This is a genomic window from Trinickia dinghuensis, from assembly GCF_003367175.1.
Classification (GTDB): domain Bacteria; phylum Pseudomonadota; class Gammaproteobacteria; order Burkholderiales; family Burkholderiaceae; genus Trinickia; species Trinickia dinghuensis.
This window is the reverse complement of record NZ_QRGA01000009.1, coordinates 305,710-332,336: the sequence shown is the minus strand read 5'-3', so window position 1 is coordinate 332,336 and position 26,627 is coordinate 305,710. Positions and strand designations below refer to the sequence as shown.

Sequence of the window (26,627 nt, the reverse complement as noted above, 5' to 3'; positions counted from 1 at the left end):
AAATAAACGTTGATTATCACTCAAACAATATACGGCTAGTTGGTGTTAATCATCACGCTTACCATGGCATCACTTCATCACACACGTAGGAGAGACATCATGGTTGAGGTTCGACAAGGCGGCTTCAAGCGCGTATGGCTCATCACCGGCGCATCGCGAGGGATCGGCGCGTTGATTGCCGAAGCGGCGCTCGCGGATGGCAACGCGGTCGTGGCCGCGGGACGTAACGTCCAGGCTATCGTCGAGCGTCTCGGCGAATCGGCTGCGTTGCTGCCGGTTGCGCTGGACGTGACGGACGAGGCCCAGGCAAGGAAGGCAGTGCAGTTGGCGGTTGAGAAATTCGGCCGCATCGACGTATTGGTCAACAACGCGGGCTTCGGTCTGCTGGGTGCGGTCGAGGAATCCGCCGACAAGGACGTCCGCCGCATGTACGAGACGAATGTATTCGGCCTGTTGAACGTCACGCGTGCTGTGCTGCCGACGATGCGTGCAAACCGCTCGGGCCACGTGATCAATATTTCATCGATTGGCGGCTATCGAGCCGGGGCCGGATTCGGCGTGTACTCGTCGACGAAGTTCGCCGTCGAAGGCATCACGGAAGCGCTGCATGCCGAGTTGAAGCCGCTAGGCGTTCACGCGACCGTCGTCGAGCCAGGGTATTTTCGGACGGACTTTTTGGATTCGACCTCACTGGTCGTTGCGCCTGACGTGATCGGCGATTACGACGAAACCTCGGGCGCGGTTCGCCGCAAGGCCGTGCAGATGAACCACAACCAGCCTGGAGACCCGACGAAGCTCGCCGCTGCGCTCGTCACGCTCGTCGACGCGTCGAACCCGCCGCTGCGCTTACCGCTTGGCACGGACACGCTGGCTGCCATCGCCGCGAAAAACGCTTATGTGACGCAGGAAACGGAAATGTGGAAGGATTTGTCGGCGTCGACGGACTTTTCTGCGTGAGTGATGCGCCCGAGCGGCGAAAGCGGCGACGGCCGGTCGCGTGGGATAGCGTTCGGCCAATTTCAAGCATTGGAATTGGACAGGAATCTGAAGTTCGGCAACAATTTATCTATTGAAGCTCTAGTTCGCTGCAAGATATGAAGCGGTCTACGTCAACGCTCATTGCTAACCTCACTCGCCAAACACTGACCCTCATGCGTGAGGGCCAGCTTGTGAGAACTTATCAAATCTCCAGCGCGAGAAATGGCGCAGGGGAGCGCATGGGAAGCGGCTGCACGCCCCGCGGCCGTCATGTCGTTAGGGCGAAGATCGGTGCTTCATGCCCGGTTGGCGCTGTGTTTATAGGGCGTAGGGCGACCGGCGAAATTTACTCTCCTGACCTCGCACAGCGTTACCCCGACCGCGACTGGATATTGACGCGCATTCTTTGGCTGAGCGGCTGCGAGCCGGGGAAGAACCGGTTAGGGAAGGTCGATACGATGCGACGCTTCATCTACATTCATGGCTGTCCCGATACCGAGCCGATGGGCGTCGCAGCGTCTCACGGTTGCATAAGAATGCGGAATGCGGACGTTGTGGAGTTGTTTGAACTGGTCGAAACTGGAACCCCGATCCTCATTGAAGAGTGAAGTGGGCGGAGCGGCGTGAATCTAGCGCGCAGTGACCCCGTCTGAGGATGCGTCAGTAGCCTTTAAGAATGCCTCGATCAGATCGACGATTTCTTGCGGCGCGTCTTCGAGACTGTAATGGCCGATTCCAGTGAGCCGGTGGATCGGTGCCAGAGGAAACAGCTCGTTGAACAGCGGGAGAAAGTGCTCCGCGGCCAACGTTCGGTCGGCATCGCCCCAAATTGCAAGTGCCGGCTTCGACCGGATCGCGTCGAGCGCGGCAGCGTCAGGAACTTCAAAACGATGCGCCCCGATCGCGAATCCTTGGGCCCAGCCGATCGCTCCGGCACTGTCGGCCGGTACAGCAAACCGTGAACCGTAGGCACGCAACCAAGTATCGTTGATACGCGTATGGTTTTCGAAGCCGTTGAGCTTCAATGTACTCAGGATATTGAAGCCCAGTTCGTCCAGCACGGGCTTGAGGCGGCCTTGCGATTCGGCGCGAACGATCCACTGGAACCATGGCGAAGCTGCAGCATTCGCGCTCAAGCGATCGAACAATGTGGCCTGACCGAACGGAGTCGGGCCATTCGTGCTTACGATTCGATGAATACGGTCAGGATGCCGCGCGGCGAGCCCCATGCCGACTGGGCCGCCGAAGTCGTGCATGACAAGCGTGATGTCGTTCAAATCCAGGGCAAGCACGAACTTTTCGATGTTGTCGATATGATCCCGCAACCAGTACGTGCGATCTCCCGGCGTCTCGCTCTTGCCGAATCCCATGTGATCGGGCGCGATCACGCGGTAGCCGCCCGACAGTGCCGCGATTAGATCGCGAAACAGATAGCTCCAGGTCGGTTCGCCATGGAGACACAGGATGACCTTCCCAGAAGCGGGCCCTTCGTCAACATAGTGCATGCGAAAGCCGGCAGCGTTGCTGAAGCGCGGTGCAAACGGAAACGTTCCGTCAAACGTGTCATTGGCTGGCGTCATGAGCAAGTCCCTTTGCGAATTGGGCGGCGGGCAATCCCGCCGCTTGAAAAAGGCTAAACTCTGACAGTGGTGTCAAAGTCAAGCGTATCGTTTAGGAGATGTCATGCGTATCGGGGAACTGGCTCGCCGCACCGGCATTAGTGAGCGGATGCTGCGCTATTACGAACACGAAGGTCTGCTCAAACCGAAGAGAACCGATTCGGGCTACCGCGATTACGGTCCTGAAGAGGTCGATGCGGCACACCGCATCCGCGTGCTCAGCGCAGCCGGTTTGAAGATCAGCAGCATCCGCCTGTTGCTGCCCTGCGTCCTCGGCGCTACGCCCGTTTTCCATCCGTGCGCCGAAGCCCGTGCAGCATTGCGGCGTGAAGTCGATAAGCTCGACGTCAGGCTGCGTGACCTCGGAGAGAGCAGACGAGTTGTCGCGAGTCTGCTTGATGCGATCGACGCCAACGAGGCATTGCAGCTCGATGGTCGGGAGAGACGCGTAGGTGGACCACGAGAACGGCTTTCGAGGTAGGCATCACGACAAACGCCCCACGTAACCCTTCGATTACATGAGGCGCTATCAACTGGCCGCGATCGGCCCGAAGCGGGTTGCGTGCAGCCCTCAGGCTTTGATCCCCGCCGGCTTCGCAGGCACGACGGCAGCAGGCGGCGCAACCCGCCGCGCCGGCACCACGACAACCACCGGCTCCGGCATCGCCCACATCGGCGCCGAAAACACGACAGCTTGCTGCGCCGGCACCGCAAATGTCCCAGCAAACGCCGCATGCTGCAGCGCCATCATCTGCTGCTGCATCGCCATCATTTGCACCTGTGCCGCGCGCATTTGATATTGCATGGCCCGCATTTGCTGCAATGCGAATGCCGGCGGCATACCGCCGGTACTCGTTTGTACCTCGAAGCTGGCGCCGCCGTGCGGGCTGTGCCAACTCCACGAGCTGACCTTCATTGGGCCAGCGGCGGTTTGGATCATGTGCGTTTCGGCTTTCACCGGCACGGCTTGACCATTTACGTTGACGAACATCGGTTGCGCGGCGGATTGGGCGCTCGCTTGTCCTGCCAGCGCGAGTACCGGGATCAGCGCGAGCGCACATACCGCCATATACGAACGAAATTTCATAATCGAAATCTCCTGCGATCGATAGAGCTTAGAAAATCAACCACGAAAGCACGGCTCCTGGAAGGAGTCAGAGATAACTATGCGAGGGCAGGCTTAAGCCAAGATTAAAGCGCCCGCCGCATCAGTGCGCTTCCAAATCGCTTACGCGTGCCCTATGCGGGTTCGCATCCCATTGCGAGTGCCCTATGCTTTGGTGATAGCATCGAAGCAGGCATTTCTCGCGTTGTCTTTCATTGCCCTGAATCAATTTTGACGACCAGCTATCTGCTCAACGCGCCATCCACACCGCGGCATAGAATCATCGCCGCAATCGTTGGTGTGTTCCTAATCGTCGGTGCCGTATTCGTTTGGCCACGCGCAAATATCGCGGCTCCGGTAGTGGAACCGTTCCTACCGATGTTCGGCATGGCTGTCTTCTTGACCGAAGGCCTGACGGCGCATCTTCTCTACACGCAGTACGTCGTGTCGGGGCGGCCCGTGTACGCGGCGCTCAGCGGTGCTTACTTGTACGCCGCAATCTCCGTCGTGGTTCAACTGCTCGCGTTTCCAGGTGTCTTCACCCCTTCGGGGTTGCTGGGTGCCGGGGCTCAATCGGCCGTGTGGATGTGGGTGTTCTGGCACGGCGGCTTTCCAGGGCTCGTCGTGGCTTCGCTCGTTCTTCGCCGCTTTTTTCCGCGCGGGTCGCAGCGGATCGCTTACAGACGGCTTATCGCGGCGGGCCTGATAGCGTGCGCGGCAATCGTCGCCGCCGCGGCTTGCGACATCGCGCTCGAGCACGTGACATGGTTGCCCGATCTGATCGCGGGCGGCTCTTATCAAAAGCTCGCGGAAAACCCGGTTGCGATCGCGGTCGTCTGCTTGAACGTCGGCGCCTTGCTCGGCCTCGTGGCGGTGACGCGCTTGCGCACGATGCTTCAACTGTGGCTGGCGGTTGCGCTACTTGCTGGCTCCGTCGATGTCTTGCTGACGCTGCATGCGGGTTCCCGTTACAGCGTAGGCTGGTACGCCGCCCGGATCGCGGCGGTCTGCGCGTCCAGTGCCGTGCTTGGCATGCTCCTTTGGGAGATCAGCCATCTCTATCGAAGCTTGCATCGTGCTCATGAGTCCCTGATGGAGACGTCGGTGCGCGACGGGCTCACGAAAACCTTCAATCGACAGTACTTCAACGCGCAGTATCCCGAGTTGCTCGATATGGCGGTCAATGCGGGCAGGCCGCTTTCCGTTCTCATGGTCGACATCGATTACTTCAAGCAATTCAACGACAACTTTGGGCATCGCGCGGGCGATGAATGCCTGCAGGCGGTCGCATTGACGCTGCAAGGCGGGTTGAGGCGGCAATGGGATTTCGTCGCGCGCTTCGGCGGGGAGGAGTTTGTCGTCGTGCTGCCGAACTGCAATACGAGCGCGGCCGCCGATGTTGCCGAGTCGTTACGCAGCGCGGTGGAAGCGTTGAACATCGATGCACCGCACTCGCCGAAGGGGCGCGTAACGGTTTCGATCGGCACGGCTACCTCGGGGCCGCGGGGGCCGGAGACATCGGGCGAGTTGCTCGAAGAGGCCGACCGCGGACTCTATCGCGCGAAGCGCGCAGGAAGAAACTGCGTCGAGGCGTATGCGGTGTAGCCGGCTCTGACCTCCGGCGAAATAGGGCGAGAATCGGCAGGGGACCTGCTCCCACGCCCTAGACAACGCCCCGATTGACGATATTTCGTCAATTTTTCCGTTGAGCGCCATCGAGCGGGACCCTATGTTTGAGGCAAATGCTGCGTTGCCGCTTCGGAAGCGAGCGACGCATCCAGCCAAGGAGACATAGGATGCCGACCACCGAAACACCCTCGCGTGAAGCCGATGCGCGGGCTCGCCACCAAGCCTACCGGTTGATCGGCGGCGCCGGCGAGGCTGCCAAGGCAGCGGGGCTCGTCAATGCAGTTTGGTACAAATGTGCGGTACCGCGCGCAACGATGAAAGCGCTCATGCAGCGCAGCGACAGCCGCGCGATTCGCGATACGTTGATCTGGTATGCGGCGATCGTCGCCAGTGGCATCCTCGCCTGGATCGCTTGGCATGCGCATTCTCTCTGGGCGATTCCCGCGTTCTTTCTCTACGGCACGATCTATTGCAGTCCGGCCGATTCGCGCTGGCACGAATGCGGGCATGGCACCGCATTCAAAACCCGTTGGATGAACGACGCACTGTATCAAGTCGCCTCGTTCCAAGTGTTCCGCCGCGCGACGGTCTGGCGTTGGAGCCACGCGCGGCATCACACCGATACGTTGATCGTCGGACGCGATCCCGAGATCGCCGCACCAAGGCCGACCGAATGGGGCGGCCTGCTGTTGAGCGTCGTCGGACTCAAGCAAGTGGCCAGTGAATTGCCGAAGATGGTTTCCTCCGCATTCGGCCGCATCGGCGAGCAAGAAGAAACGTTCGTGCCGGAATCGGAGCGGCCTAAAGTCGTGCGCGAGGCACGGATCAGCCTGCTGATCTATGTCGCCGTCATCGTCGCTTGCATCGGGTTCCGTTCGATTCTTCCGCTGCTGTATATCGGATTGCCCAGTCTTTACGGTGCTTGGTTGTACGTCTATTTCGGCATGACGCAGCACGCGGGCCTGCCGGAAAACGTCCTCGACCATCGCAAGAACTGCCGCACCGTCATGATGAATCCGGTATTCCGATTCGCGTACTGGAACATGAACTATCACATCGAGCACCACATGTTTCCGATGGTGCCGTTCCACGCACTCCCGCGTTTGCATGAAACGGTGAAGACCGACATGCCCGCTCCGTATCCGAGCACGCTTGCGGCCTATGCCGAGATCATCCCCGCGCTGATTCGCCAAACACGCGACCCATCGCATTCCGTCGCGCGGCCGATACCCGAAGCGTCGTGATCGAAGGGATATCGAATCAATATCGACTCAGATTGGAGACAAACCATGACGCAATGGATCGACGCCACCGCTTTCGATGAAATCGACGACGAGGATGTCGTCCGCTTTGATCACGCCGGCCGCACCTTCGCGATTTATCGCGTAGAGGACGCGGTTTATGCCAGCGACGGACTCTGCACTCACGAACATGTTCATCTGTGCGACGGCCTCGTCATCGGCCACGTGATCGAATGTCCGAAGCACAACGGCCGCTTCGACGTGCGCGACGGCCGCCCGCTCAGTGCGCCTGTATGCGAGCGTCTCAAGACGTATCCGGCGAAGGTGGAGGACGGGCGCGTTTTCATCGAGATCGAGGCTTGAGTCATGAGCGACGACCGGGTGATGGCCATCGTTGGGGCGGGCCACGTAGGCGGTCGTGCCGCGCAGACGCTCAGGGAGGCCGGCTGGCGAGGCGGCATCGCATTGATCGGCGCGGAGCCGCATCTCCCGTATGAGCGGCCGCCACTCTCGAAGGCCGTGTTGACGGATAGCGACGAGGCGGCGATCTTGCCGCTGCGTTCACGCGATGCCTGGCGAGAGGATGCGATCGATCATCTGATCGCTAGCGTGCGCTCGCTCGATACGGCTGAACGTGTCGTTCGTTTGCACGACGGCAGGGAGATTCGCTACGAATCGTTGCTGATCGCGACGGGCGGCCACGCTCGCAATCTGACAATTCCCGGTGCCGATTCGCCCGGCGTGTTCCGATTGCGAACGCTGGACGATGCACTGAAGATCAAGCCGCGACTCAGGCCGGAGGCCCGCGTTGTCGTGATCGGCGGCGGTTTCATCGGGCTCGAAGTCGCGGCCTCGGCTCGCACGCGCGGATGCAACGTCGTTGTCGTCGAAGGCGGTTCGCGTTTGCTCGGCCGCGCGGTGCCGGCGACCATCGCCGCACACGCGCAAGCATTACACGAACGCAATGGCGTGCAATGCCTGCTCGGCTCGGCGCCGAATGCGATCGAGCCGCTCGAAGACGGCACGCTTGCCGTCATGTTCGGCGGGAAGGAGAGGCTGGTGGCCGATACGGTGATCGTCGGCATCGGGATCCAGCCTGCCGACGAACTGGCTCGCGCGGCCGGCATCCAGGTAGATCGAGGCATTATCGTCGGCGAAACGCTCGAGACATCGGCCCCGAACGTCTACGCAGCCGGCGACGTCGCGTTGTTCCCGAGCCGGTTCGGCACCCACCGCATTCGACAAGAAACCTGGCACAACGCCGAGACGCAGTCGCGCTTGGCGGCGCGCAACATGCTCGGCGAGCGAGAGGCTTATCGCGAGTTGCCCTGGTTTTGGTCCGATCAGTACGACCATCAGCTGCAAGTGGCGGGCGAGCCGGCGCTCGGCCGACAATCCGTCGTCAGGACGCTCGCAGGCGGTGCGCAGATTCATTTCGAATTGGATGCCAATGGAGGGCTCGTGGCGGCCAGTGGCTTCGGATTGACGAGTGCGCTCGCCAAAGAAATGCGGGTGGCGCGAATGCTCGTCGAACGCAGCGCGGCCGTGACACCGGGGCAACTGAGTAACGTCGAGGTCAAACTCAAAGGCTTGCTATGACGAAACACAAGAACAAGATGCAGACGCCGACGGAGGCGAGATGAGCCAACGCTTATTGGTCATGCAGTCGCTATGGGCGATGGAGCGCCGTCATACCGACGGATTCGAGCGGACGCTCGAAGAGAATGTGCGGTTGATCGCCGAGGGCGGATTCGACGGCGTGAGCGCGCATTACACCGATCGGAACAGCGTCAAACGTCTCGCGCAACTGCGCAAGGACTATGGTCTGGCGGCCGAGGGGCAGTGCTTTCCTCACACGGTCGACGATCTACAGCCCGTGCTCGAGATTGCTGCCGAATTCGGCGTTCACCACATTGATCTTCAGCCCGACGTGCGACCAAGGACGGTGCGCGAAGCGGTAGCGTTGCTCGACGGTTGGCGCCGCCTGGCCGAGCAGGTCGATTTTCCCGTTTATATCGAAACGCATCGCGATCGAATGACGACGGATTTGTTCTTCACGCTGGAGTTGCTCGACGCACGGCCCGACTTGATGCTGCTTGCCGATCTCTCGCACTTCCTCGTCGGACGCGAATTTCCGTGGCCGGTCTCCGACGAGAACCACGCGCTCATTCATCGCATCCTCGACAACGCGTGGGCGCTTCATGGCCGCATTGCGAGCCGCGAGCAAGTGCAGATCGAGATCTCGTTCGCGCCGCATCGCAAGTGGGTGGAGTTGTTCCTTGGCTGGTGGCGTTACGGCATGGAATCGTGGCGGCGCCGCGCGGGCCAGCATGACACGCTTTCATTCACGTGCGAGTTGGGCCCACAGCCGTACGCGATCATCGGGCCGGACGGCAACGATACGACTGACCGCTGGGCCGAATCGCTGATGCTCAAGGCTTGGATCCAAGCATTGTGGGAGGGGGGCGACGCGGCCGGCCTCCTACGTTCGAAGGAAGCCGGCGAGCCGTCGTCGGTTTGAGCCGAGTCGCGGGAGCCCCGCCTTATCGAGCCGGGCCCGAAACGTCTTCGACGAGATAAGCACTGCGTCGTACGTTGGCCGAGCAGAAGACGCGAAACTCAACGGGCCCCGGCTGCACGGGAGCATCGACCACGCCGCACGCATTGAGCACGTGCTGAAGCGCGGAAAACACCTGCCCGTCAGGGTCCTGATCAATGACGATATCCATCGTGCCTTGCTCGATGTAGCGTCGATGATGATCGAGCATTTCGTGGCCCACCCATACGACCTTGCCGGCCGCACCCGCCTTCTGCAGCGCCGCCTCGATCCCGGCTGAACCGTATCCGCTGTTGTAGATCCCGACTAGATCTCCATGCTTCAGCGCGCGCATCACCGCGCGATGGCAGGCGTCGGGGTTGTCGTACGTCTCTACGGGCTCGACTTCGGCGATCAAGTGCCCGAATTCGGACAATTTTTCTCGGCAGCCCTCGATCCGATCGACGTGCGCGCGATAGTCCTTGCGGCTGCACAACAGCAGCACTTTGCCGGGGCGGGCAGCGAGCCGGCCGACGAAATACCCCGCGGTTCGACCCGCGCAGGAATTGTCGATCCCCGCATAGTGCACGCGCGCTACGTCGGCCACATCGGTCACCATCGTGACGACCGATTCGCCACGCTCGATGACGGTGTTCAAGGCACCGCGCACAGCTTCCGTATCGTGTGTCGTCACGACGAGAGCGGCACGCTTGTAACGCGGCTCGAGAATCGCGCGCGTGATGACGGCGTCGTCGGCCTCCGGCAGGACTTGACGATGCAAGACGATGCGCCTGTCGAGCATTTGCATCGAGCGTTGCAATGCCAGGCTCAGCCGCTGAAAAAACGGTGTGTCGTTGTTCGGCGTCAGCACGTCGATATGCACAAGCCCGTGCCGCGTGTCGGGCAGCACGCGCGGCACGCCGAGTTGCCGCGCTGCCGCAACCACGCGAGCGCGCATCGCGGCCGATACGCTGCCGCGCTCGTTGAGCACGCGATCGACGGTGGCGGGGCTCACGCCCGCGGCTTCGGCGATTTCGACAAAGCGCGCCGTGCGCTTGCGCCGCGGCGACGTCGCGTCGGTCATCTGAGTGTCTCCTTTCTCCAGTCTCTAGCGCCTAGTTTCGGGTAAGCCCGCCGGGCGTCCTCGCTGTGCATTCGCCGCTTCGATCCGGCTCTTTCGGCCACCTGCGTGGCGCATTGCAGCAACGGCAGCCGCGCGTTTCGCGCCTTTTACCGTTGACGATAAATCATCAATCTTTTCGTTGAGGCACGTCAATCGGTCACTTACCTTTCTCACATCGAACAACGCATTCACTGGAGACAATCAATGACCGTCGCATTGCAATTTTCCCTGAATCGAATGAGCGCGCCGCGGCTGCCGTTTGCCGAATTCCTGTTGTTGAGCCGGCAACTCGAAGTCGGGGCGATCGAGATCCGCAACGACCTTCCCGGTGTCGAAATCGTCGACGGCACGTCACCCCTTGAAATCCGGGAGATGGGCGAAGAAGCGGGAATCGAAATTCTGACGATCAACGACGCCAGTTCGCACGAGTATCGAAGACGGGGTGAAAGCGCTCGAGCTCGCGGAACGGGCGACGCTATCTTGGCAGCAGGGTTATCGCTCTGGCCGTGGCGGCGGTGAGCTAGGCGCGCCGATTCCCGATTGGAAACGTGCGAGTTGGGCGGCCGATCTCGGCCGGAAGAGGGTACCCTATCCCAAACACCTCATCGACAGACAATCGATTTAAGGTGGTCAATGCGGGGTGGGGCGACTGCAACCTATTGACAATTTTTATTGCTCGCTACATCCTGAATTCACGTTTCGTTAGCTATGTGGTCGAGTTCGCGAAGCATGTAGTTGAGGGTTTGGTCCATAAAAATATCAACTATTAAAACTGGTTGCGTCGAATAAATATGAAAAAATCGAAGACTGCGTACTGCTTGGCATTTTTTTTGGTCACATTTATCTGTATGGGGGTCGGTCGCATTGTATTGAAGGCTGCTCACCTTGGCGATGGCTGGCTTCCCTTTGCGCTTTTGTGCGGCATGAGCGGTTTTGTCTCCATGCTGGTGGCAAATAGGTTGAGTAATTGATCGATCTTAGGCTTCTCCGAGAAACAGCTTATTGAGTTCCGCGCCCGATGCGGCTTCGGCAAAGCCGTCGAAACGCCCTTGCGAAAGCGATTGCGCCGCGCGCATGAAGCCGCCCCAAGCTGAGCGCGCGAGCGCGCCGCCGACGCTGACGCGACGCACGCCGAGCTTGGCGAGATCCTGCAGCGTAAAGGCCGAGGCCGAGCCGATCAGAACGTTCACGGGCTTGGGTGCGACCGCGGCGACGACGGCCTCGATCTCCTCGCGCGTGCTGATACCCGGCGCGTACAGACAGTCCGCACCGGCTTCCGCGTAGGCCTTCAAACGAGTGAGCGTGTCGTTCAGATCGGGAGGGTTCGCAACGAAATGCTCAGCGCGGCCGACGAGCAGCGTATCGCCGCCGGTCTCGTCGATCGCGCGACGCGCTGCCGCGATCCGAGCCACCGCGATCTCGAGCGGAAACTGCGGCTCGGAGTCGTTGCCGGTGGAATCCTCGATCGAAAGGGCTGCCACGCCGGTGGCCACCGCAAGCTTGACGCTTTCGGCGACGCCGGCTGGATCATCTCCAAAGCCGTTTTCGAAGTCTGCGTTGACCGGCAGATCGGTGGCCGCGACGATGACGCGCAGATGCGCGAGAACGTCGTCGCGGGTCACATGATTATCGGCGCGTCCTGTCGACCATGCGTATCCCGAACTCGTGGTGGCGATCGCCTCGAAGCCCGCGTGCGCCAAATAGCGCGCGCTACCCACATCCCAGGGATTGGGCAGCATGAAACAACCGGTTGCATGCAAGGCGCGGAACGCAGCGCGTTTTTCGGCGGTGGTACGCGGCATAACGAGGCTCCTAAGTCAGATGGCCAGATTCCCCCGACACAAGAATTCGATCGAGGGCCGAACGTCTCTTCATCGCACAGCAGCATACTCGCATTGCCGCGTTGACATTGGCGAACTCGGCAGGTGCACCTCCCGCTTGAATGACGGCTGCGGGAGGTATGTCGACGGCCTCTTAGTAGGTAATCCGGCTATGGAAGTCACGCTGCACGGCAAGTGCCATCTTTCTCAGCGCCGGATACTGATCGGGCTGCACCAACACGCCTGGATGGGAGATCGTCAGATCGCGAATGACCGTAACGACGCCATCGTGGAAAGCATAGCTCGATCGATAGGCGCCGAGCGGCGATGCAATATCGACCGAGAGTGGCAAGCTGGTAGGCTTGACGCCATCGGGCAACGTGAGGATCGTTGTTTCGACGACGTGGCGGTTGGGAAACGGCATGGCAAAGTCGCACGTTTCCGGTTCGAAGAATGGAAATATAGACGCGATGTTGCCGAATCCGTTCGTGCCTAAAGGCACCTGAATCGCGCCGGGACCCGGAAACCGCGCATATTGCGGTACCTGAAATTCGCTTTGGTACACGAATGGCTGGCTCAGGTCGTACACGTCGCCGTGATGGTAGTCGCCCGTCCCTTTCTCTCCGTTGTATGACAGTGTCGACTTTGCAACTTGACGCGCGGCGATGGGAGCGAACGACGAGAAGATTTTCCGTGAAACCCACTCCATGGTGCCCTTGGGTTCCACTTCTGCGGTGCCGTTCAGATCGCCGTTGCTTTCGAGCGTGACGTGCAGCGTCGTGACTTCGCCGCTGCTATTTGCATCGAGGGTAGGCAATGTAACGACCTCCGCGTTGCCCATACCGTTGTCCGTGACCAATGCCGGCTTGCCCAGCTCGTTGTAGGACAAGGTGCCGAAACGCGCGACGCCGGTGGTCGTATCGGCGTAGGTCTTCAGATCGGGCAGGTAGGTCATGACATGGTTGAACACCGCAAGGGGCGCCGCTGCTTTGGGAAGCCAATACGCTTCGCCGTCGTTCACGAGCACCGGAGCACTACGAATTCCCTTCGCAGCCAGCAGCGCCTGCAGAAGGGTCGCATGGTCCTTGCAATCGCCGAATTCATTTTTCAGCACCGAGTCGGCATCGTGCGGCACGATGCCTCCGGCGCCGAGGTTGAACGCGTCATAGCGGATATGCGTGCTGACCCAGTCGTAGATACGCTCGGCCTGGACCTTGGGATCGGAGACGCCTTCGGTCAGCCGATCGGCCAGGGTCCGGATCGCGGGCGTCACGGCAGCCTTAGGCTCGGCCCGCTTCAGATAGGCGGCGCCGAGCGCCGCATAGCTGGGGAATGTCGTTACGGCCACGCGCGGGCTAACGTCGGTCACGAAGACTGACCCAAGTTCCTGTGCATGCGCGGGGGTATCGCTGAGCGACCAGTGCCAGATCTGTGTATCCGCGCTCCCGGATTCGGCGCGTCCGCCGGACATTCCCACGGCATCGACATAAAGCTTCAATGTGGACGGCGCACGTACCGTGACAGTGGCCGACTTGAACGCGCGCTCGTTGCGGAAATGCTCTGTCGCGGAAAACTGTCCTGGGAAAAGCGGTACGCGCTCGGTTCGACGCGTGCGAAGCGTCACCGTTGCGCCGACTTCGAGAGCGGGAAACATCACCGTCGTGAGGCGGCCATCGTCAAAAGACGATGCGTCCGCGTTTTCGCTGCTTTGCTGCTCGAAGATGCGGTCGGGCGTGACGTCGATTCGTTTGCCGTCCGGAGTCGTGGTGTAGGCTTCCTCGACTGTAAGATCCTGCAGCGTCTTACTGTATAGCAGCGGGATCTGAGCGGCTTGCAAAGCGCCGCCTTTCGTATCGATGCGAATGCTTTCCGTCTCGACATCGGTGAACGTGCCGTCGGCATGGACATCGTAGGCGATGTCGTCCGACAGCACGGTAAGATCCGGCTGGAACGCCGAGGCGTGCGCGAGGCTGCTTGCGAGCGCCATCCCCGAGACAACGAAAATTCTTTTTATCTGTTTCTCGTTCATCTATAGCAATCAAGCATCAAACCAAATTCCCCTGGCACAAATACTTGATCGACAAATAATCGTCGAGCCCGTACTTGGAACCTTCTCTGCCATACCCCGATTCCTTGACACCGCCGAACGGCGCGGCTTCGCTCGAGATTGCGCCTTCGTTGATCCCCACCAGGCCCGTTTCGAGCGCCCGCGAAACGCGCTCGATGCGCTTCATGTCGTTGCTGTAGAAATACGAAGCAAGCCCGTACGGCGTGGCGTTGGCCTCTTCAATGGCCTGTCGTTCGTCCTCGAAGCGAAACAGCGGGACGACGGGGCCGAATGTCTCTTCACCGCACAGCAACATACTCGAATTGGCATCGGCGAGGACGGTCGGCGCATAGAAGTTGGGCCCGAGTTCCGGGAGCCGCTTGCCGCCCGTCACCACCCGGGCGCCATGCGTGAGCGCATCGTCGACATGGCGAGCGATTTTATCGACCGCCTTCGAATTGATCATCGGCCCGATTTGTGTCGAGGCATCGCTGGCGGGGCCGACTTTCATCGCGCTCACCCGCTCGGCCAGCAGTGCCGTGAAGCGTTCATAGACGCCGGCCTGCACGAACACGCGATTCGGGCAAACGCAGGTCTGCCCGCCATTGCGAAACTTCGAAACGAGCAACCCGGCCACCGCGGCATCGAGATCGGCATCGTCGAATACGATGAACGGCGCATTGCCGCCCAACTCGAGCGAGAGCTTTTTGAGCGTGCCGGCCGATTCGCGGGCCAAATGTTTGCCGACCGCGGTCGAGCCCGTGAACGTGATCTTGCGCACGCGCCCATCTTGCAGCCAATCGCCGACGGCATCGATGCCTCTTCCACGCGATGCGGTGATGAGGTTCAGCACGCCCGGCGGCACGCCGGCTTCCTGTGCGAGCAGCACGAGTGCGGAGGCAGTGAGCGGCGTATCTTCGGCGGGCTTGCCGATGACCGTGCATCCTACGGCCAGCGCGGGCGCGATCTTGCGCGCGATCATCGCGAGCGGAAAATTCCAGGGCGTAATGGCGGCAACGATCCCGATCGGTTCCTTGATCGCGCTCATCCGCTTGCCGCGATGCTGTTGCGGAATCAAATCGCCGTAGACACGCGTCGCTTCTTCCGCGAACCACGCGACGTACGACGCGCCATAAGCAACCTCGCCGCGCCCCTCGGACAGCGGCTTGCCTTGCTCGCGGGAGATCAGCGCGCCGAGTGCGTCTTGATTCGCGACGATCAGGGCATGCCAGCGGCGCAGGATCTCGGCCCGCTCCTTGGGCAGCGTCTCGCGCCAGGCGGGCAGGGCAGCCGCGGCCGCATCGGTGGCCGCGCGCGCATCGGCGACGTGGCTATCGGCCACCTCCGCAATCAGCTTGCCGTCCGCGGGATCGGTCACGGCGAACCGCGCGCCGTCAGAGGCGGGCACCCAGCGCCCGCCGATGAAGTTTTCCGTGCGAATCAATTCTTCCGGCGCAAAGGTACGCGTCATGTTCGATGCTCCTGCGTGCTTGTCGGTAATTGCGGTATCGCTCCATGCTCGATGCGTGCCCGTACTCCGGACACCGATTAGGACGTCCGTCGGACACAGAGCGCGTACCGCGCTGGACGCCTGCTAGACGTTCGCCACTCGCTCGGCGATCGCCTTGCCCACTTCATCGGTCTTGGCGCTCCCGCCCAGATCGCCCGTGCGAGGGCCTTCCTTCAGCGTCGATTCGATGGCGGCGAGGATGGCATCGTGTGCTTCGCGTTCCTTACCGCCGTGATGCCCGAGGAAGTCGAGCATCATCGCGGCCGACCAGATCATGGCGATCGGATTGGCGATCTGCTTGCCGGCGATATCGGGCGCAGACCCATGCACGGGTTCGAACAGCGAAGGAAACGTCCTATCGGGATTGAGGTTGGCCGATGGCGCCAATCCAATCGTGCCCGTGCAGGCCGGGCCGAGATCCGAAAGAATGTCGCCGAACAGATTCGTCGCCACGACCACGTCGAAGCGATCGGGATTGAGCACGAAGCGTGCGCAAAGAATGTCGATGTGCTGCTTGTCCCACTTCACGTCGGGGTAAGCGGTGGCGATTTCGGTCGCGCGCTCGTCCCACCAGGGCATGCTGATCGCGATCCCGTTGCTTTTCGTGGCCACGGTCAGCTTCTTCTTGGCGCGCTGCTGGGCCAGATCGAATGCGAACTTCAGCACGCGCTCGCTGCCGCGCCGAGTGAAGATCGATTCCTGCACGACGAACTCTTTGTCCGTGCCGGCGAACATCACGCCGCCGACGGACGAGTATTCGCCCTCGGTGTTCTCGCGAACGATCCAGAAGTCGATGTCGCCCGCCTTGCGCCCAGCCAGCGGCGAGGGCACGCCCTCGAACAGCCGCGCCGGCCGCAGATTGATGTATTGGTCGAACTCGCGCCGGAATTTGAGCAGCGAGCCCCAGAGCGAAATATGGTCGGGTACCTTCTCGGGCCATCCCACCGCGCCGAACAAGATCGCATCGCAGCGCGAGAGCTGGGCTTTCCAGTCGTCCGGCATCATCTGGCCGTGCTTCTCGTAGTAATCGCAGCTTGCCCAGTCGATGTGCTCGTATTCGAGCGAGATGCCGAAGCGGCGGGTTGCCGCATCGAGTACGCGCAAACCTTCGGGCATGACCTCGGTGCCGATGCCGTCGCCGGGGATTACGGCGATTCGATATGTGCCAGCCATGACGGAATTGCCTCCTGAAAGCCGAATGAGCGAAACGAGAAACCGGCCGCTGATGCCCTAAAGGCCGCGCAGGCCGATTTCATGAAGCGCGTGGAGCGATGCCGCGCCAAGCCGCGCGACCGAACCATGAATTAATGACGAATTACGACTGCGGGAACAGCACTTCGAGCGGATAGTGCGTTTTCACGAAAGGCGATTTGATGATGACGTAGCTGAAATACTTTTCGATGCCGATATCGCGCTCGAGCAGGCCTTCGATCACGCTCTGATAATGGCTGACGCTGCGCGTCACGAACTTGAGCAGGTAGTCGTAGCCGCCGCTCGCGAGATGGCATTCGATGATTTCGTCGACATCCTTGATCGCGGCCACGAAGCGGATGAAATCCTCGCGGCGATGATCGGCAAGCGTCACTTCGGTGAACACGATTTGCACGTCGCCGAGCTTTTCGAGCTGGATCTGCGCGCCGTAGCCGATGATGTAGCCGGCCTTCTCCAAGCGCTTGACGCGAATCAAGCAAGGGCTCGGCGACAAGCCGACGGCGTCGGCAAGCTCGACGTTCGTAATGCGTCCACGCTTCTGAAGTTGCGAGAGGATCCGTAAGTCAATCCGGTCTAGCTTGCAATCGCCGCTCATCGTACTGTCGCCCGAGTCATGCTACTAACGAGCGGTTACTTTAGCACGCGACGGCGCGCTTTTTACTATTGAGCGCAGCCCGTACCTCGGGCTCCGCAAGCACTTCGTCGAGTGTGCGCCGCAACCGCTCGAACAGCATGTCGAACTCGCCGGCCGTGTAGGACAGGGCGGGCGCGAAGCCGAGGATGTTGTCGCCGAACGCCCGGAAGATCAGGCGGTTGCGATAGGCGGCAGCTGCGATGCGATCGGGCAGCTTCAGCGCGGCGTCGAAGCCGGCTTTGCTGTCCTTGTCGGAAACGAGTTCGAGTGCGCCGAGCAGTCCACGATGACGCGAATCGCCCACCAGCGGATGCTCGAGCAAGGCGTCGAGTCCTTGCGCGAAGCGCGGCGCCAGCGCTTGCCCATTGGCGAGCAGCCCGCCTTCGTGATAAAGCCGCATGACCTCGAGGCCGATCGCTGCGCTGACCGGGTGGGCGGAATAGGTGTAGCCATGGCCGACCGCGGCGCCGCCGCTTGCATCGGCAATGCCGCGATAGATTTCGTCGGACATCAACACCGCGCCCATCGGGGCATAGCCGGCCGTGAGCCCTTTCGCGACCGTCATCAAGTCCGGATCCACATTCTCGGCTTCGCAGGCGAACAAGGGCCCGGTGCGCCCGAATCCGGTGATCACTTCGTCGACGACGAACAGGATGCCGAGCCGGCGGCATGCCTCGCGCATCGCTTTGAGCCATCCCGCCGGCGGCACGATGACGCCGCCCGACCCTTGAATCGGCTCGCAGAAGAAGGCCGCGACGTTATCCGCGCCGAGTTCGGCGACTTTCGCTTGCAGCGCGGAGACCGATGCAGCAATGAGCGCTGCGTCGTCGGCACAATCGCTGCGATACGCGTAGGGCGATGCGATGTAATGCTGATTCGGCAGCGGCAGATCGAAATGCCGATGAAAGGCGGGCAGCGCGGTCAAGCCTGAACCGACCGACGACGAGCCGTGGTAACCGCGCTCGAGCGAGATGAACTGCTTCTTTTGCGGCCGGCCCGTCGCATTGAAGTAATGCGTGATGAAGCGCACCGCGGAATCGACGGCATCGGAGCCGCCGAGCGTGAAATACACGTGCTGAAGCGAGGCCGGCGAACGTTCGACGAGTTGCGCGGCGAGTTCGATCGCAGGCTCGGATCCGAAGTGGAAGTATCCGGTCGCGTACGGCAGCTTCTTCATCTGCTCGGTGGCGGCATCGATGACGCTTTGCTGCCCGTATCCGACGTTGACGCACCACAACCCTGAGAATGCGTCGAGCAGCTCGTTGCCTTCGGCGTCACGCACGAACGAGCCGCGCGCCGAATCGAGGATCGTGACGCCGCGCGCCTCGTGCGCGCGGTAATTCACGACGGGATGAATGAGATGCTTGCGGTCGGCTTCGACGAGCGAGGAAATCGACATGGTATTGGGCCCCGTGCAGGTTTGAACGACGACGATTCATAGTACCGGCGACGGGCCTCGCTTCGCGCTCCGAAAAAAGCCCTTGAAAAGCGTGCGTCGCGCGTTTTGATGCGGACGGTCAGCATTTTCTGCTGACCCTGGAAATCGACTCGCGCAGCGCGTCAATAGCCGCGGCTACGGTCGATTTCGCCAATCATCGGCAGCCCCGACCGATGCCGGCGCAGGTTTTCCAGAACGGATTCGACCGCGGTTTCGGGGTGCGTCGCACTCGCGATATGCGGGGTGATACGCACGCGAGGATGGGTCCAAAACGGATGATCGGACGGAAGCGGCTCAGGCGTCGTCACGTCGAGCAGCGCATGGCGCAAGTGCCCGTCATCGAGCAATCGCAGCAGGTCCTCTTGGACCAGATGCGCGCCGCGCCCCGTTTGGATCAGCGATGCGCCGCGCGGCAGCTTGCCGAGCAGGCGCGCATCGAGCAGATGGCGCGTGGACGGCGTCAGCGGCAGCAGGCAAACCAGGATGTCGGTCCGCGCGAGGAAGGCGTCGAGCGCCTGTTCGCCGGCATAGCATTGCACGCCGTCGATGGCGTGTGCCGATCGGCTCCAGCCCGCGCAGGCAAACCCGAATAGGCGCAGCCGTTCGAGCACGGCCTTGCCCAGCATGCCGAGCCCGAGCACGCCGACTCGGCACGAAGCGGCCGGCCGGACGGGCAACTCGCGCCACGTCGCCTCCCGCTGCTGGCCCGCGTAGTCGAAGAAATCCCGATGGATCGTCAATACGCCATGCGTGACGTACTCCACCATGCCCTCGACGATGCCGGGTTCGATCATTCTGACCACGGGCACATGCGGGGGAATGCAGGAAAGGTCGAACTGGTCGATGCCCGCGCCCGTCGAGAACAGCACTTCGAGATTCGGCAGCGTATGCGCGGGATCGTCGGGCGGCTGCCAAGCGGCGAGGTAACGGATTTGCGCGGGATCGCCGAGGTCGGGCCAGAGCCTGAAAGGGATCTCCGGCGCGCGCTCGGCGAACAGCTTGGCCCACACGGCGCCACGAGCGGGATCGGCTTTATAGAGGAAGCACATGCATGAGGCCGGTCAGCAGACCGCTTGATTGATGATGCCGTACTGCGCGAACTCGGCGTCGGGCGCCGGCATCTGCCCGGCGTTGCGCGTCATCTTGACGACGCTGTCCACTCGTATGAGCCCGAGCGATTCGAGCCATTCGGTCAGACCGCTTTCGCCCGGCATGTCGATGCGGATGAACATACCGGGGTTCGATGCGAGCCAATGTCCGATCAATGCCTTCGCCCGCACGGGATCTTCGTCGCGCGGCGCGACGACGGGGCCGATCGCCCGGCCGCGCCCGAAACGGCGAAAGAGGGCAAAGCCGATCAACTCGCCGTCGCGGTCGAGGCCGATGCCTTCGGCGGCATCGAGCAGCGGGGGCAGGACCGACGTGCGATCGAGGCCGCTCGCGCGGGAGGCCAGTTCGACCAGCCGCGGCGTGTCGTTGATGCCGAGGGGCCGCAGCCGTTCGCGCGACGGCAACTCAATCAGCGGCGGTTGCAGCGCGGCCCCCTGATGCTGATCGAGCGTGCCGACGGGCGCGAAGCCGAGTTTCTCGTAGAGCGGGCGCCCGGCCTGGGTCGCGTGGAGGACGGTTGCCCGGGGGCCTAGCTCTTCCAGCGCCATTTCGGTGAGCCGCCGTCCGATGCCGTATCCCTGATGGGCCGGCGAAACGATGACCATGCCGAGCGACGACGTTTGTCCGCCGTACTTCCAGCAGAGCACGGTGCCGATCACGCGCGAATCGCGTTCGGCGACGAATCCCCCGCCGATGTTCGCGACGAATTGCCAATCTTCCGCGCGATGCGGCCATTTCAGTTCGACGGTCAGTGCGTGCGCGGCATCGATGTCCGCCGGAGTGAATCGCCTGTAATGGATGGAGTCGGACACGCGTACCCCCTGATGGGCGTGGGCTTGATTGATACGAACTGTGTCATGCGGCGCGTGGGCTGACTAGGACGATCTTTTCATCGGAAGCGGCTGCATTTCGGCGCCCGAGCCGCCTGAGACGCGCTTGGCGCCCCATGGGACCTGTTCGTGAATATTGGTGCAGTGCAATCTCGCTCGTTCCCGGCATGACGACGCTCATGGCGTGCGGTCCGCGCAATTTGTTCGGCGAAATATGCTGTGACGCCGGCCGTACGATGTTTCGCATGGAGCGGACAGGCAACGGATGTCCCGTGGCCCCGACGCTCGACGAGGGAGGGTGTCTCTATGAACAGCTTCGATCCCAGCGCGATCTCCGTTCGCAGCGCGCATTTCATCGGCGGCGAATATGTGGAGACGCGGGGGCCGACGCTCGACGTTGCGCGGCCGTCGGACGCCGAAGTCTACGCTTCGCTCCCGCTCGGCGACGAGAGCCTTGTCGCGCATGCTGTCGAAAACGCTGAGCATGCTTGGCGCAGAAGCGGCTGGGCCACGATGGCGCCGCGCGAACGCGCGCGCATTCTGCGCCGCTTTGCCGATCTGGTCGCGGCCGATGCCGCGACGCTGGCGCCGCTCGAGGCACTCGGGTCGACAAGGTCCGTCCGCGACGCGTTTGCCTGGGACGTGCCCTATAGCGCGGAAGGCATCCGCTTCTACGCGGAGTTCGCCGACAAGATCGGCGGCCAGGTAGCCGCGACCGATCATGGCCATCTCGGCATGACGATCGCCGAGCCTTATGGCGTCATCGGTGCGATCGCGCCGTGGAATTTTCCGCTCGTCATGGCTTCGTGGAAGATCGCGCCGGCGCTCGCCGCGGGGAACGCCGTCGTCTTGAAGCCCTCCGAGATGACCCCGTTCTCGGTGCTGCGCTTGGCCGAACTCGCGATCGAGGCAGGCGTGCCGGCCGGTATCTTCAACGTGGTTCAAGGCGATGGCCGCACGACCGGCGACGCGCTCGTGCGGCATCCGCTGATCGGCAAGGTCACGTTCACGGGCTCCACGCGCACGGGTGCCGCCATCATGGCGGCCTGCGCGCATTCGGGCACGAAACCCGTGACGCTCGAACTCGGCGGCAAGAGTCCGCAGATCGTCTTTGCCGATGCGCCGCGTATCGACGATGTGGCGAGCCGCATTGCGAAGGCGGTGACGACCAACGCGGGGCAAGTTTGCGTGGCGGGCACGCGCTTGATCGTCGAACGCGGGATTGCCGAGCAACTGGCCGAGCGCATCGAGCGAATCTTCGGAGGATTGACGGCCGGCGCGACATGGAGCCCGCACGCGACGCTTTCTCCGATCGTCTCCAACGGCCAAGCTCAGCGAATCGACGCGATCGTTCGTGCGGCGCTCGATGCCGGCGCACGAGCGCGATGCGGCGGTGCACGTGCGGAGGCCGACGCCGCGGGCGCCTACTACGCGCCGACGATCATCGAAGGCGTCACGTCCGAGTCCGTCGCGGTGCGGGAGGAGATCTTCGGCCCCGTGTTGACGCTGCAGACTTTCGATTCCGAAGAAGAGGGGCTTGCGCTCGCGAGCCATGCCGACTATGGCCTCGCGGCGGGCGTGCACACGGCCGATATCGGCCGGGCCATGCGATTCGTGCGCAAGCTCGAAGCCGGCACGGTCTGGGTCAACCGCTATGGCCGGAGCAACGATTTCATCATTCCGACGGGCGGCTACAAGCGTTCGGGCATCGGCAAGGACCTCGGCAAGGAAGCCTACGAGGCCAATTTGCGGTTCAAGAGCGTGTTGATCGACGTCGACGGCTGATGCGCTTGGGCCGCCGCAGACTCTGCTGTCGGCCCGGTGCAGAACGCGCGGTTTATGTCACGGCCGCCATCCAAATCAGAGACATCTTTGTTTTTGCATTGATTTAATGTTTTTACGACGCGAGCTTTCGCATGGATGGCGCGGCGGCTTGTTAGTTAGCTTGTTAATCAGTTGAAGAACCTACTTGAGGATGCACTGAGATGATCGACTTCGAGCCGAAATACATCACTTTCGACTGCTACGGCACGCTGATCCGATTCCGCATGGCCGACATGACGCGCGAGCTGTACGGCAAGGAACTCGATTCCGCCAAGCTCGAAAGTCTCGTCCGGTTCTTCGCCGGCTATCGCCGCGACGAAGTGCTGGGTGCTTGGAAACCCTACCGCGACGTCGTCGTCAATGCATTCCGCCGCGCCTGCGAAAAAGTAGGCGTGCCGTTCGACGAGGCCAAGGCCGAGAGCATCTATCTGGCCGTTCCGACCTGGGGCCCGCATCCCGACGTTCCGGAAGGCCTTTCTCGTCTCGCCAAGAAGTACAAGCTGGTGATTCTGTCGAACGCGTCGGACGATCAGATCCAAAGCAACGTCGACAAGCTCGGCGCTCCGTTTCATGCCGTCTTCACGGCCCAGCAGGCGCAATCGTACAAGCCGCGCATGCAGGGCTTCGAATACATGTTCGATCAGCTCAATTGCAATCCCGAAGACGTCCTGCACGTGTCGTCGAGCCTGCGCTACGACCTCATGACGGCGCACGACCTCGGCATCAAGCACAAGGCCTTCATCAAGCGCGGGCATGAGCCGTCGACGCCGTACTACGAGTATTACGAGGCCGACGACATTCCGCATCTGGCGTCGATGCTGGGTCTTTAACTTTAAGAACTCTAAGACGAACGAGCGCGAGCCTACGCAAGCACCGCACCGCAAGCCCATTCGTCGAACCCATCCGACATCGATCGAGGAAAGCCACGATGAAGCTCGAGTCCTACTGGCTCGATACCGCGCCCATCGCATCGTTCGGCGATGACGCCGCCGTGCAGGGACGTGTGGACGTTGCCGTTATCGGCGGCGGCTTCACGGGGCTCTCGGCCGCGCTCGCGCTGGCGCGGCGCGGGGCGAGCGTGGCGCTGCTCGATGCGGGGCGGATCGGCGGGGGCGCCTCGGGCCGGAACGGCGGGCAGGTCAACACGGGTGTTGCCCAAGATTTCGGCGCGCTGATCGGACAGCTTGGGCTCGAGCGCGCGCGCCGCTGCTACCTGGCTTACGCGTCGGCCGTCGATACCGTGGAGCGGCTCATTCATGAGGAATCGATCGACTGCGACTACCTCGCATCCGGCAAGCTCAAGCTCGCTTCGAAGCCGCACCATTACGAGCATTTGGCGAAGACGGCCGACCTGATTTACAGAGAAGTCGATCAGAACATCGAACTCATCGATGGTGTGCGAATCGGTGAAGAAGTCCAGTCGGACCGCTTCTACGGCGGTTTGCTGCAGCGCCACGGCGGGCAAATGCACATGGGCAAGTTCGCGGTGGGGCTCGCGCAAGCGGCGCGCCGTCATGGCGCAACGCTCTATGAACACGCGCCGGTCTCGGCGATCGTCAAGCAGAGCGGGGGCGGCTATCGCGTCGCTTCCGCCCGCGGCGAATTGACGGCGACGAACGTCTTGATCGCCACGGGCCCGTCGAAACACGGCCCGTTCTCCTGGTACCGGCGGCGTATCGCACCGATCGGCTCGTTCATCATCGTGACCGAGCCGTTGGGGGCCGACGTCGTTGCGCGCCTGTTTCCGAACCGGCGTGCTTATACGACGACCCGGCTCATGCACAACTACTTCCGCCTGACGGCGGACGACAGGCTCGTATTCGGCGGTCGGGCTCGCTTTACAGCTTCCGAGCAACCGTCCGACGAGAAAAGCGGCCGCATCCTGCAGCGCAATCTGGTCGAGCTATTTCCGGAGCTTGCGCGGACTCGCATCGACTATTGCTGGGGCGGTCTGGTCGACATGACGGCCGATCGTTTGCCGAGGGCCGGACAGCACGATGGCCTCTATTTCTCGATGGGCTATAGCGGCCACGGCACGCAGATGTCGACGCACATGGGCCAGGTGATGGCCGACGTCATAGGCGGGCGCGACGACGCCAACCCGTGGCGCGACTTTGCGTGGCCCGCGATCCCGGGGCACACGGGCAAGCCCTGGTTCTTGCCGATCGTCGGAACCTACTACCGCATCAAGGATGTGTTTTATTGATTGGGTCTAGCAAGCGTAATACCGCAGTGTCGTGACGACGCAGGCATCGGAAACCTTCGTCTCACGCCCATTATTCATTCGCCACCCTTGGCTTACCTCGCGGAGAAGTTCAATGAAAAAGGACACCTCACAATACGGTGCCGTTGCGTCCGAGACCACACTCGAACAGTTGACCGCGAAGGGTACCTCGCGGCGTGACGCGCTGCGCGCGCTCGTCGCCGCGGGCCTCGTGAGCGTCACGGGCGGCGGGCTGCTCGTTACCAGCATGGCGGCGCACGCGCAAACGAAACCGAAGCAGGGCGGCAAGATTCGCGTGGCGACACAATCGTCGTCGACGGCCGATACGCTCGATCCCGCGAAAGGCGCGCTCGGAACGGACTATGTCCGCTGCAACATGATTTACAGCGGCTTGACGGAACTCGATGCGCACCTTGGCGCGCAGATGGCGCTCGCGACGTCGTTCGACACGAAGGATGCCAAGGTTTGGGTCGTGAAGCTGCGCTCGGGCGTGCAATTCCATGACGGCAAGCCGCTTGCGCCGGCCGACGTCGTCTATTCGCTGATGCGGCACAAGGATCCGGCAACGGCTTCGAAAGCGAAGACCTTGGCCGATCAGATCAGCGACGTCAAGGCGACGGGGCCGAACGAAGTCACGATCACGCTTACAGGCCCGAATGCCGACCTGCCCGTAATCCTGGCCGACGCGCACTTCCTGATCGTCAAGGACGGCACGAAGGATTTCGCGACGACGGCGGTGGGCACCGGTCCCTTCAAGCTTAAGGAGTTTCAGCCCGGCGTGCATACGGTCGTCGTCAAGAACGACCACTATTGGAAGCCGGGTCTTCCGCACCTCGACGAGATCGAATTGATCGGCATCGGCGACGAATCGGCACGTGTGAACGCGTTGTTGTCGGGCGACGTGCAGCTGATCAACGCGCTGACGCCGCAATCGGCCGGCCGCATCAAGGGCACGCCCGGCTACACCGTGCTCGAAACGAAGACCGGCCAGTACACGGACCTCATCATGCGCGACCAGGGCGGCATTTCGGGCAACCAGGACTTCCGCCTCGGCCTCATGCACTTGCAGAATCGCGAGCAAATGCGTCAGGCCGTATTTCAGGGGTATGGTGCGATCGGCAACGATCAGCCGATCGATCCGACCAACAAGTACTACTTCGCCGGCTTGCCGCAACGCAAGTTCGATCCGGACAAGGCTAAGTTCTACTTCAAGAAAGCGAACCTCGGCAGCACGCCGATGCAGGTGTTCGCCTCGCCGGCCGCCGATGGCTCGGTCGATATGGCTATGTTGCTGCAACAAGCGGCGCCGCAGGCGGGCTTGAACTTGCAGGTGATGCGCGTGCCCGCCGACGGCTATTGGTCGAATCACTGGATGAAGCACCCGCTCAGCTACGGCAACATCAACGCCCGGCCGACCGCCGACATGCTGTTCACACAGTTCTTCGCCTCGAACGCACCTTGGAACGAGGCCAATTGGAAGGACCCGCAGTTCGACCAAATGCTGATTGCCGCGCGCAGCGAGCCCGATGAAGCCAAGCGCAAGAAGATCTACGGCGACATGCAAGTGCTCGTACACGAGAAGGGCGGAGTTGGCATCCCGATGTTCCTGAGCTCGCTGGATGGGCATACGTCGAAGCTGCAGGGCCTTGGATCGGTTCCGCTCGCCGGGTTGATGGGCTTCATGTTCGCCGAGCACGTTTGGCTCGAGGCTTGATGTTTGCCGCTTGATGCTCGAAGCTTGAAGCCA

The 26,627-nt window shown here is 61.9% G+C and carries 25 protein-coding genes; 14 read left to right on the top strand and 11 right to left on the bottom strand.

What is annotated here, in order from left to right:
- Window positions 1–99: 99 nt before the first annotated feature.
- Both DWV00_RS17915 and DWV00_RS17910 read left to right on the top strand, forming a co-directional pair.
- Entirely contained in the window at window positions 100–957 is an 858-nt protein-coding gene (locus tag DWV00_RS17915; RefSeq protein WP_115534935.1) for an oxidoreductase, read from the top strand.
- 137 nt (window positions 958–1,094) lie between these two features.
- Window positions 1,095–1,586 (top strand): L,D-transpeptidase, encoded by a 492-nt coding sequence (locus DWV00_RS17910; protein ID WP_115534934.1) that lies wholly within the window; start codon window positions 1,095–1,097, stop codon window positions 1,584–1,586.
- A 21-nt stretch (window positions 1,587–1,607) separates the two neighbouring features.
- Here DWV00_RS17910 and DWV00_RS17905 read toward each other — a convergent pair whose 3' ends face one another.
- Window positions 1,608–2,558 (bottom strand): alpha/beta fold hydrolase, encoded by a 951-nt coding sequence (locus tag DWV00_RS17905; protein ID WP_115534933.1) that lies wholly within the window; start codon window positions 2,556–2,558, stop codon window positions 1,608–1,610.
- Window positions 2,559–2,661: 103 nt separating this feature from the next.
- Here DWV00_RS17905 and DWV00_RS17900 point away from each other — a divergent pair, with 103 nt between their 5' ends.
- Window positions 2,662–3,078, top strand: a complete 417-nt coding sequence (locus DWV00_RS17900) for a MerR family transcriptional regulator (protein WP_115534932.1) — start codon at window positions 2,662–2,664, stop codon at window positions 3,076–3,078.
- 90 nt (window positions 3,079–3,168) lie between these two features.
- Here DWV00_RS17900 and DWV00_RS17895 read toward each other — a convergent pair whose 3' ends face one another.
- Window positions 3,169–3,684 carry a hypothetical protein gene (locus tag DWV00_RS17895; protein ID WP_115534931.1) on the bottom strand — a complete coding sequence of 172 codons (516 nt, stop codon included), beginning with the start codon at window positions 3,682–3,684 and terminating at the stop codon, window positions 3,169–3,171.
- A 147-nt stretch (window positions 3,685–3,831) separates the two neighbouring features.
- Here DWV00_RS17895 and DWV00_RS17890 point away from each other — a divergent pair, with 147 nt between their 5' ends.
- From DWV00_RS17890 to DWV00_RS17870, 5 genes are all read left to right on the top strand, one after another.
- Window positions 3,832–5,307 carry a sensor domain-containing diguanylate cyclase gene (locus tag DWV00_RS17890; protein WP_342766989.1) on the top strand — a complete coding sequence of 492 codons (1,476 nt, stop codon included), beginning with the start codon at window positions 3,832–3,834 and terminating at the stop codon, window positions 5,305–5,307.
- Between the two features lie 191 nt (window positions 5,308–5,498).
- Window positions 5,499–6,575 carry a fatty acid desaturase family protein gene (locus DWV00_RS17885; RefSeq protein WP_115534929.1) on the top strand — a complete coding sequence of 359 codons (1,077 nt, stop codon included), beginning with the start codon at window positions 5,499–5,501 and terminating at the stop codon, window positions 6,573–6,575.
- Window positions 6,576–6,620: 45 nt separating this feature from the next.
- Window positions 6,621–6,935: a non-heme iron oxygenase ferredoxin subunit gene (locus DWV00_RS17880; RefSeq protein WP_115534928.1), complete on the top strand. Its 315-nt coding sequence runs from the start codon at window positions 6,621–6,623 to the stop codon at window positions 6,933–6,935.
- Window positions 6,936–6,938: 3 nt separating this feature from the next.
- Entirely contained in the window at window positions 6,939–8,171 is a 1,233-nt protein-coding gene (locus DWV00_RS17875; protein ID WP_115534927.1) for an NAD(P)/FAD-dependent oxidoreductase, read from the top strand.
- Window positions 8,172–8,211: 40 nt separating this feature from the next.
- Entirely contained in the window at window positions 8,212–9,093 is an 882-nt protein-coding gene (locus DWV00_RS17870; RefSeq protein WP_115534926.1) for a sugar phosphate isomerase/epimerase family protein, read from the top strand.
- 22 nt (window positions 9,094–9,115) lie between these two features.
- Here the strand turns inward: DWV00_RS17870 and DWV00_RS17865 are convergent, their stop codons facing one another.
- Window positions 9,116–10,192 carry a LacI family DNA-binding transcriptional regulator gene (locus tag DWV00_RS17865; RefSeq protein ID WP_115534925.1) on the bottom strand — a complete coding sequence of 359 codons (1,077 nt, stop codon included), beginning with the start codon at window positions 10,190–10,192 and terminating at the stop codon, window positions 9,116–9,118.
- 243 nt (window positions 10,193–10,435) lie between these two features.
- On the opposite strand from DWV00_RS17865, the gene DWV00_RS33710 reads away from it, so the two are divergent.
- Window positions 10,436–10,750, top strand: a complete 315-nt coding sequence (locus DWV00_RS33710; RefSeq protein WP_147297921.1) for a hypothetical protein — start codon at window positions 10,436–10,438, stop codon at window positions 10,748–10,750.
- 272 nt (window positions 10,751–11,022) lie between these two features.
- Window positions 11,023–11,202 carry a hypothetical protein gene (locus tag DWV00_RS33705; protein WP_147297920.1) on the top strand — a complete coding sequence of 60 codons (180 nt, stop codon included), beginning with the start codon at window positions 11,023–11,025 and terminating at the stop codon, window positions 11,200–11,202.
- A gap of 6 nt (window positions 11,203–11,208) precedes the next feature.
- Here the strand turns inward: DWV00_RS33705 and DWV00_RS17855 are convergent, their stop codons facing one another.
- The 8 genes from DWV00_RS17855 to DWV00_RS17820 form a co-directional block, all read right to left on the bottom strand.
- A complete protein-coding gene (locus tag DWV00_RS17855; RefSeq protein WP_115534923.1) occupies window positions 11,209–12,033 on the bottom strand; it encodes an isocitrate lyase/PEP mutase family protein in 825 nt (274 codons plus the stop codon).
- 172 nt (window positions 12,034–12,205) lie between these two features.
- Window positions 12,206–14,038 (bottom strand): DUF3857 domain-containing protein, encoded by a 1,833-nt coding sequence (locus DWV00_RS17850; RefSeq protein WP_115534922.1) that lies wholly within the window; start codon window positions 14,036–14,038, stop codon window positions 12,206–12,208.
- Between the two features lie 58 nt (window positions 14,039–14,096).
- Window positions 14,097–15,569 (bottom strand): NAD-dependent succinate-semialdehyde dehydrogenase, encoded by a 1,473-nt coding sequence (locus tag DWV00_RS17845; RefSeq protein ID WP_115534921.1) that lies wholly within the window; start codon window positions 15,567–15,569, stop codon window positions 14,097–14,099.
- A gap of 123 nt (window positions 15,570–15,692) precedes the next feature.
- Complete coding sequence (locus tag DWV00_RS17840) at window positions 15,693–16,781, bottom strand: tartrate dehydrogenase (protein ID WP_115534920.1); 1,089 nt, start codon at window positions 16,779–16,781, stop codon at window positions 15,693–15,695.
- A 142-nt stretch (window positions 16,782–16,923) separates the two neighbouring features.
- Window positions 16,924–17,415, bottom strand: a complete 492-nt coding sequence (locus DWV00_RS17835) for an Lrp/AsnC family transcriptional regulator (RefSeq protein WP_115534919.1) — start codon at window positions 17,413–17,415, stop codon at window positions 16,924–16,926.
- A gap of 40 nt (window positions 17,416–17,455) precedes the next feature.
- Window positions 17,456–18,853, bottom strand: a complete 1,398-nt coding sequence (locus DWV00_RS17830) for an aspartate aminotransferase family protein (protein ID WP_115534918.1) — start codon at window positions 18,851–18,853, stop codon at window positions 17,456–17,458.
- A gap of 161 nt (window positions 18,854–19,014) precedes the next feature.
- Window positions 19,015–19,941 carry a 2-hydroxyacid dehydrogenase gene (locus DWV00_RS17825; RefSeq protein ID WP_115534917.1) on the bottom strand — a complete coding sequence of 309 codons (927 nt, stop codon included), beginning with the start codon at window positions 19,939–19,941 and terminating at the stop codon, window positions 19,015–19,017.
- Window positions 19,942–19,953: 12 nt separating this feature from the next.
- Window positions 19,954–20,814: a GNAT family N-acetyltransferase gene (locus DWV00_RS17820; RefSeq protein WP_115534916.1), complete on the bottom strand. Its 861-nt coding sequence runs from the start codon at window positions 20,812–20,814 to the stop codon at window positions 19,954–19,956.
- 324 nt (window positions 20,815–21,138) lie between these two features.
- Between DWV00_RS17820 and DWV00_RS17815 the strand changes: the two genes are divergently transcribed.
- The 4 genes from DWV00_RS17815 (at window position 21,139) to DWV00_RS17800 (ending at window position 26,594) form a co-directional block, all read left to right on the top strand.
- Window positions 21,139–22,617: an aldehyde dehydrogenase family protein gene (locus tag DWV00_RS17815; RefSeq protein ID WP_115534915.1), complete on the top strand. Its 1,479-nt coding sequence runs from the start codon at window positions 21,139–21,141 to the stop codon at window positions 22,615–22,617.
- A 200-nt stretch (window positions 22,618–22,817) separates the two neighbouring features.
- The gene (locus DWV00_RS17810) at window positions 22,818–23,486 is read left to right on the top strand and encodes a haloacid dehalogenase type II (RefSeq protein ID WP_115534914.1); all 669 of its coding nucleotides are present in this window, start codon (window positions 22,818–22,820) and stop codon (window positions 23,484–23,486) included.
- Between the two features lie 98 nt (window positions 23,487–23,584).
- Window positions 23,585–24,862, top strand: coding sequence for an NAD(P)/FAD-dependent oxidoreductase (locus DWV00_RS17805; RefSeq protein ID WP_115534913.1), 1,278 nt, complete (start codon window positions 23,585–23,587; stop codon window positions 24,860–24,862).
- 112 nt (window positions 24,863–24,974) lie between these two features.
- Window positions 24,975–26,594 (top strand): ABC transporter substrate-binding protein, encoded by a 1,620-nt coding sequence (locus DWV00_RS17800; RefSeq protein ID WP_115534912.1) that lies wholly within the window; start codon window positions 24,975–24,977, stop codon window positions 26,592–26,594.
- The last annotated feature ends 33 nt before the right edge of the window (window positions 26,595–26,627 follow it).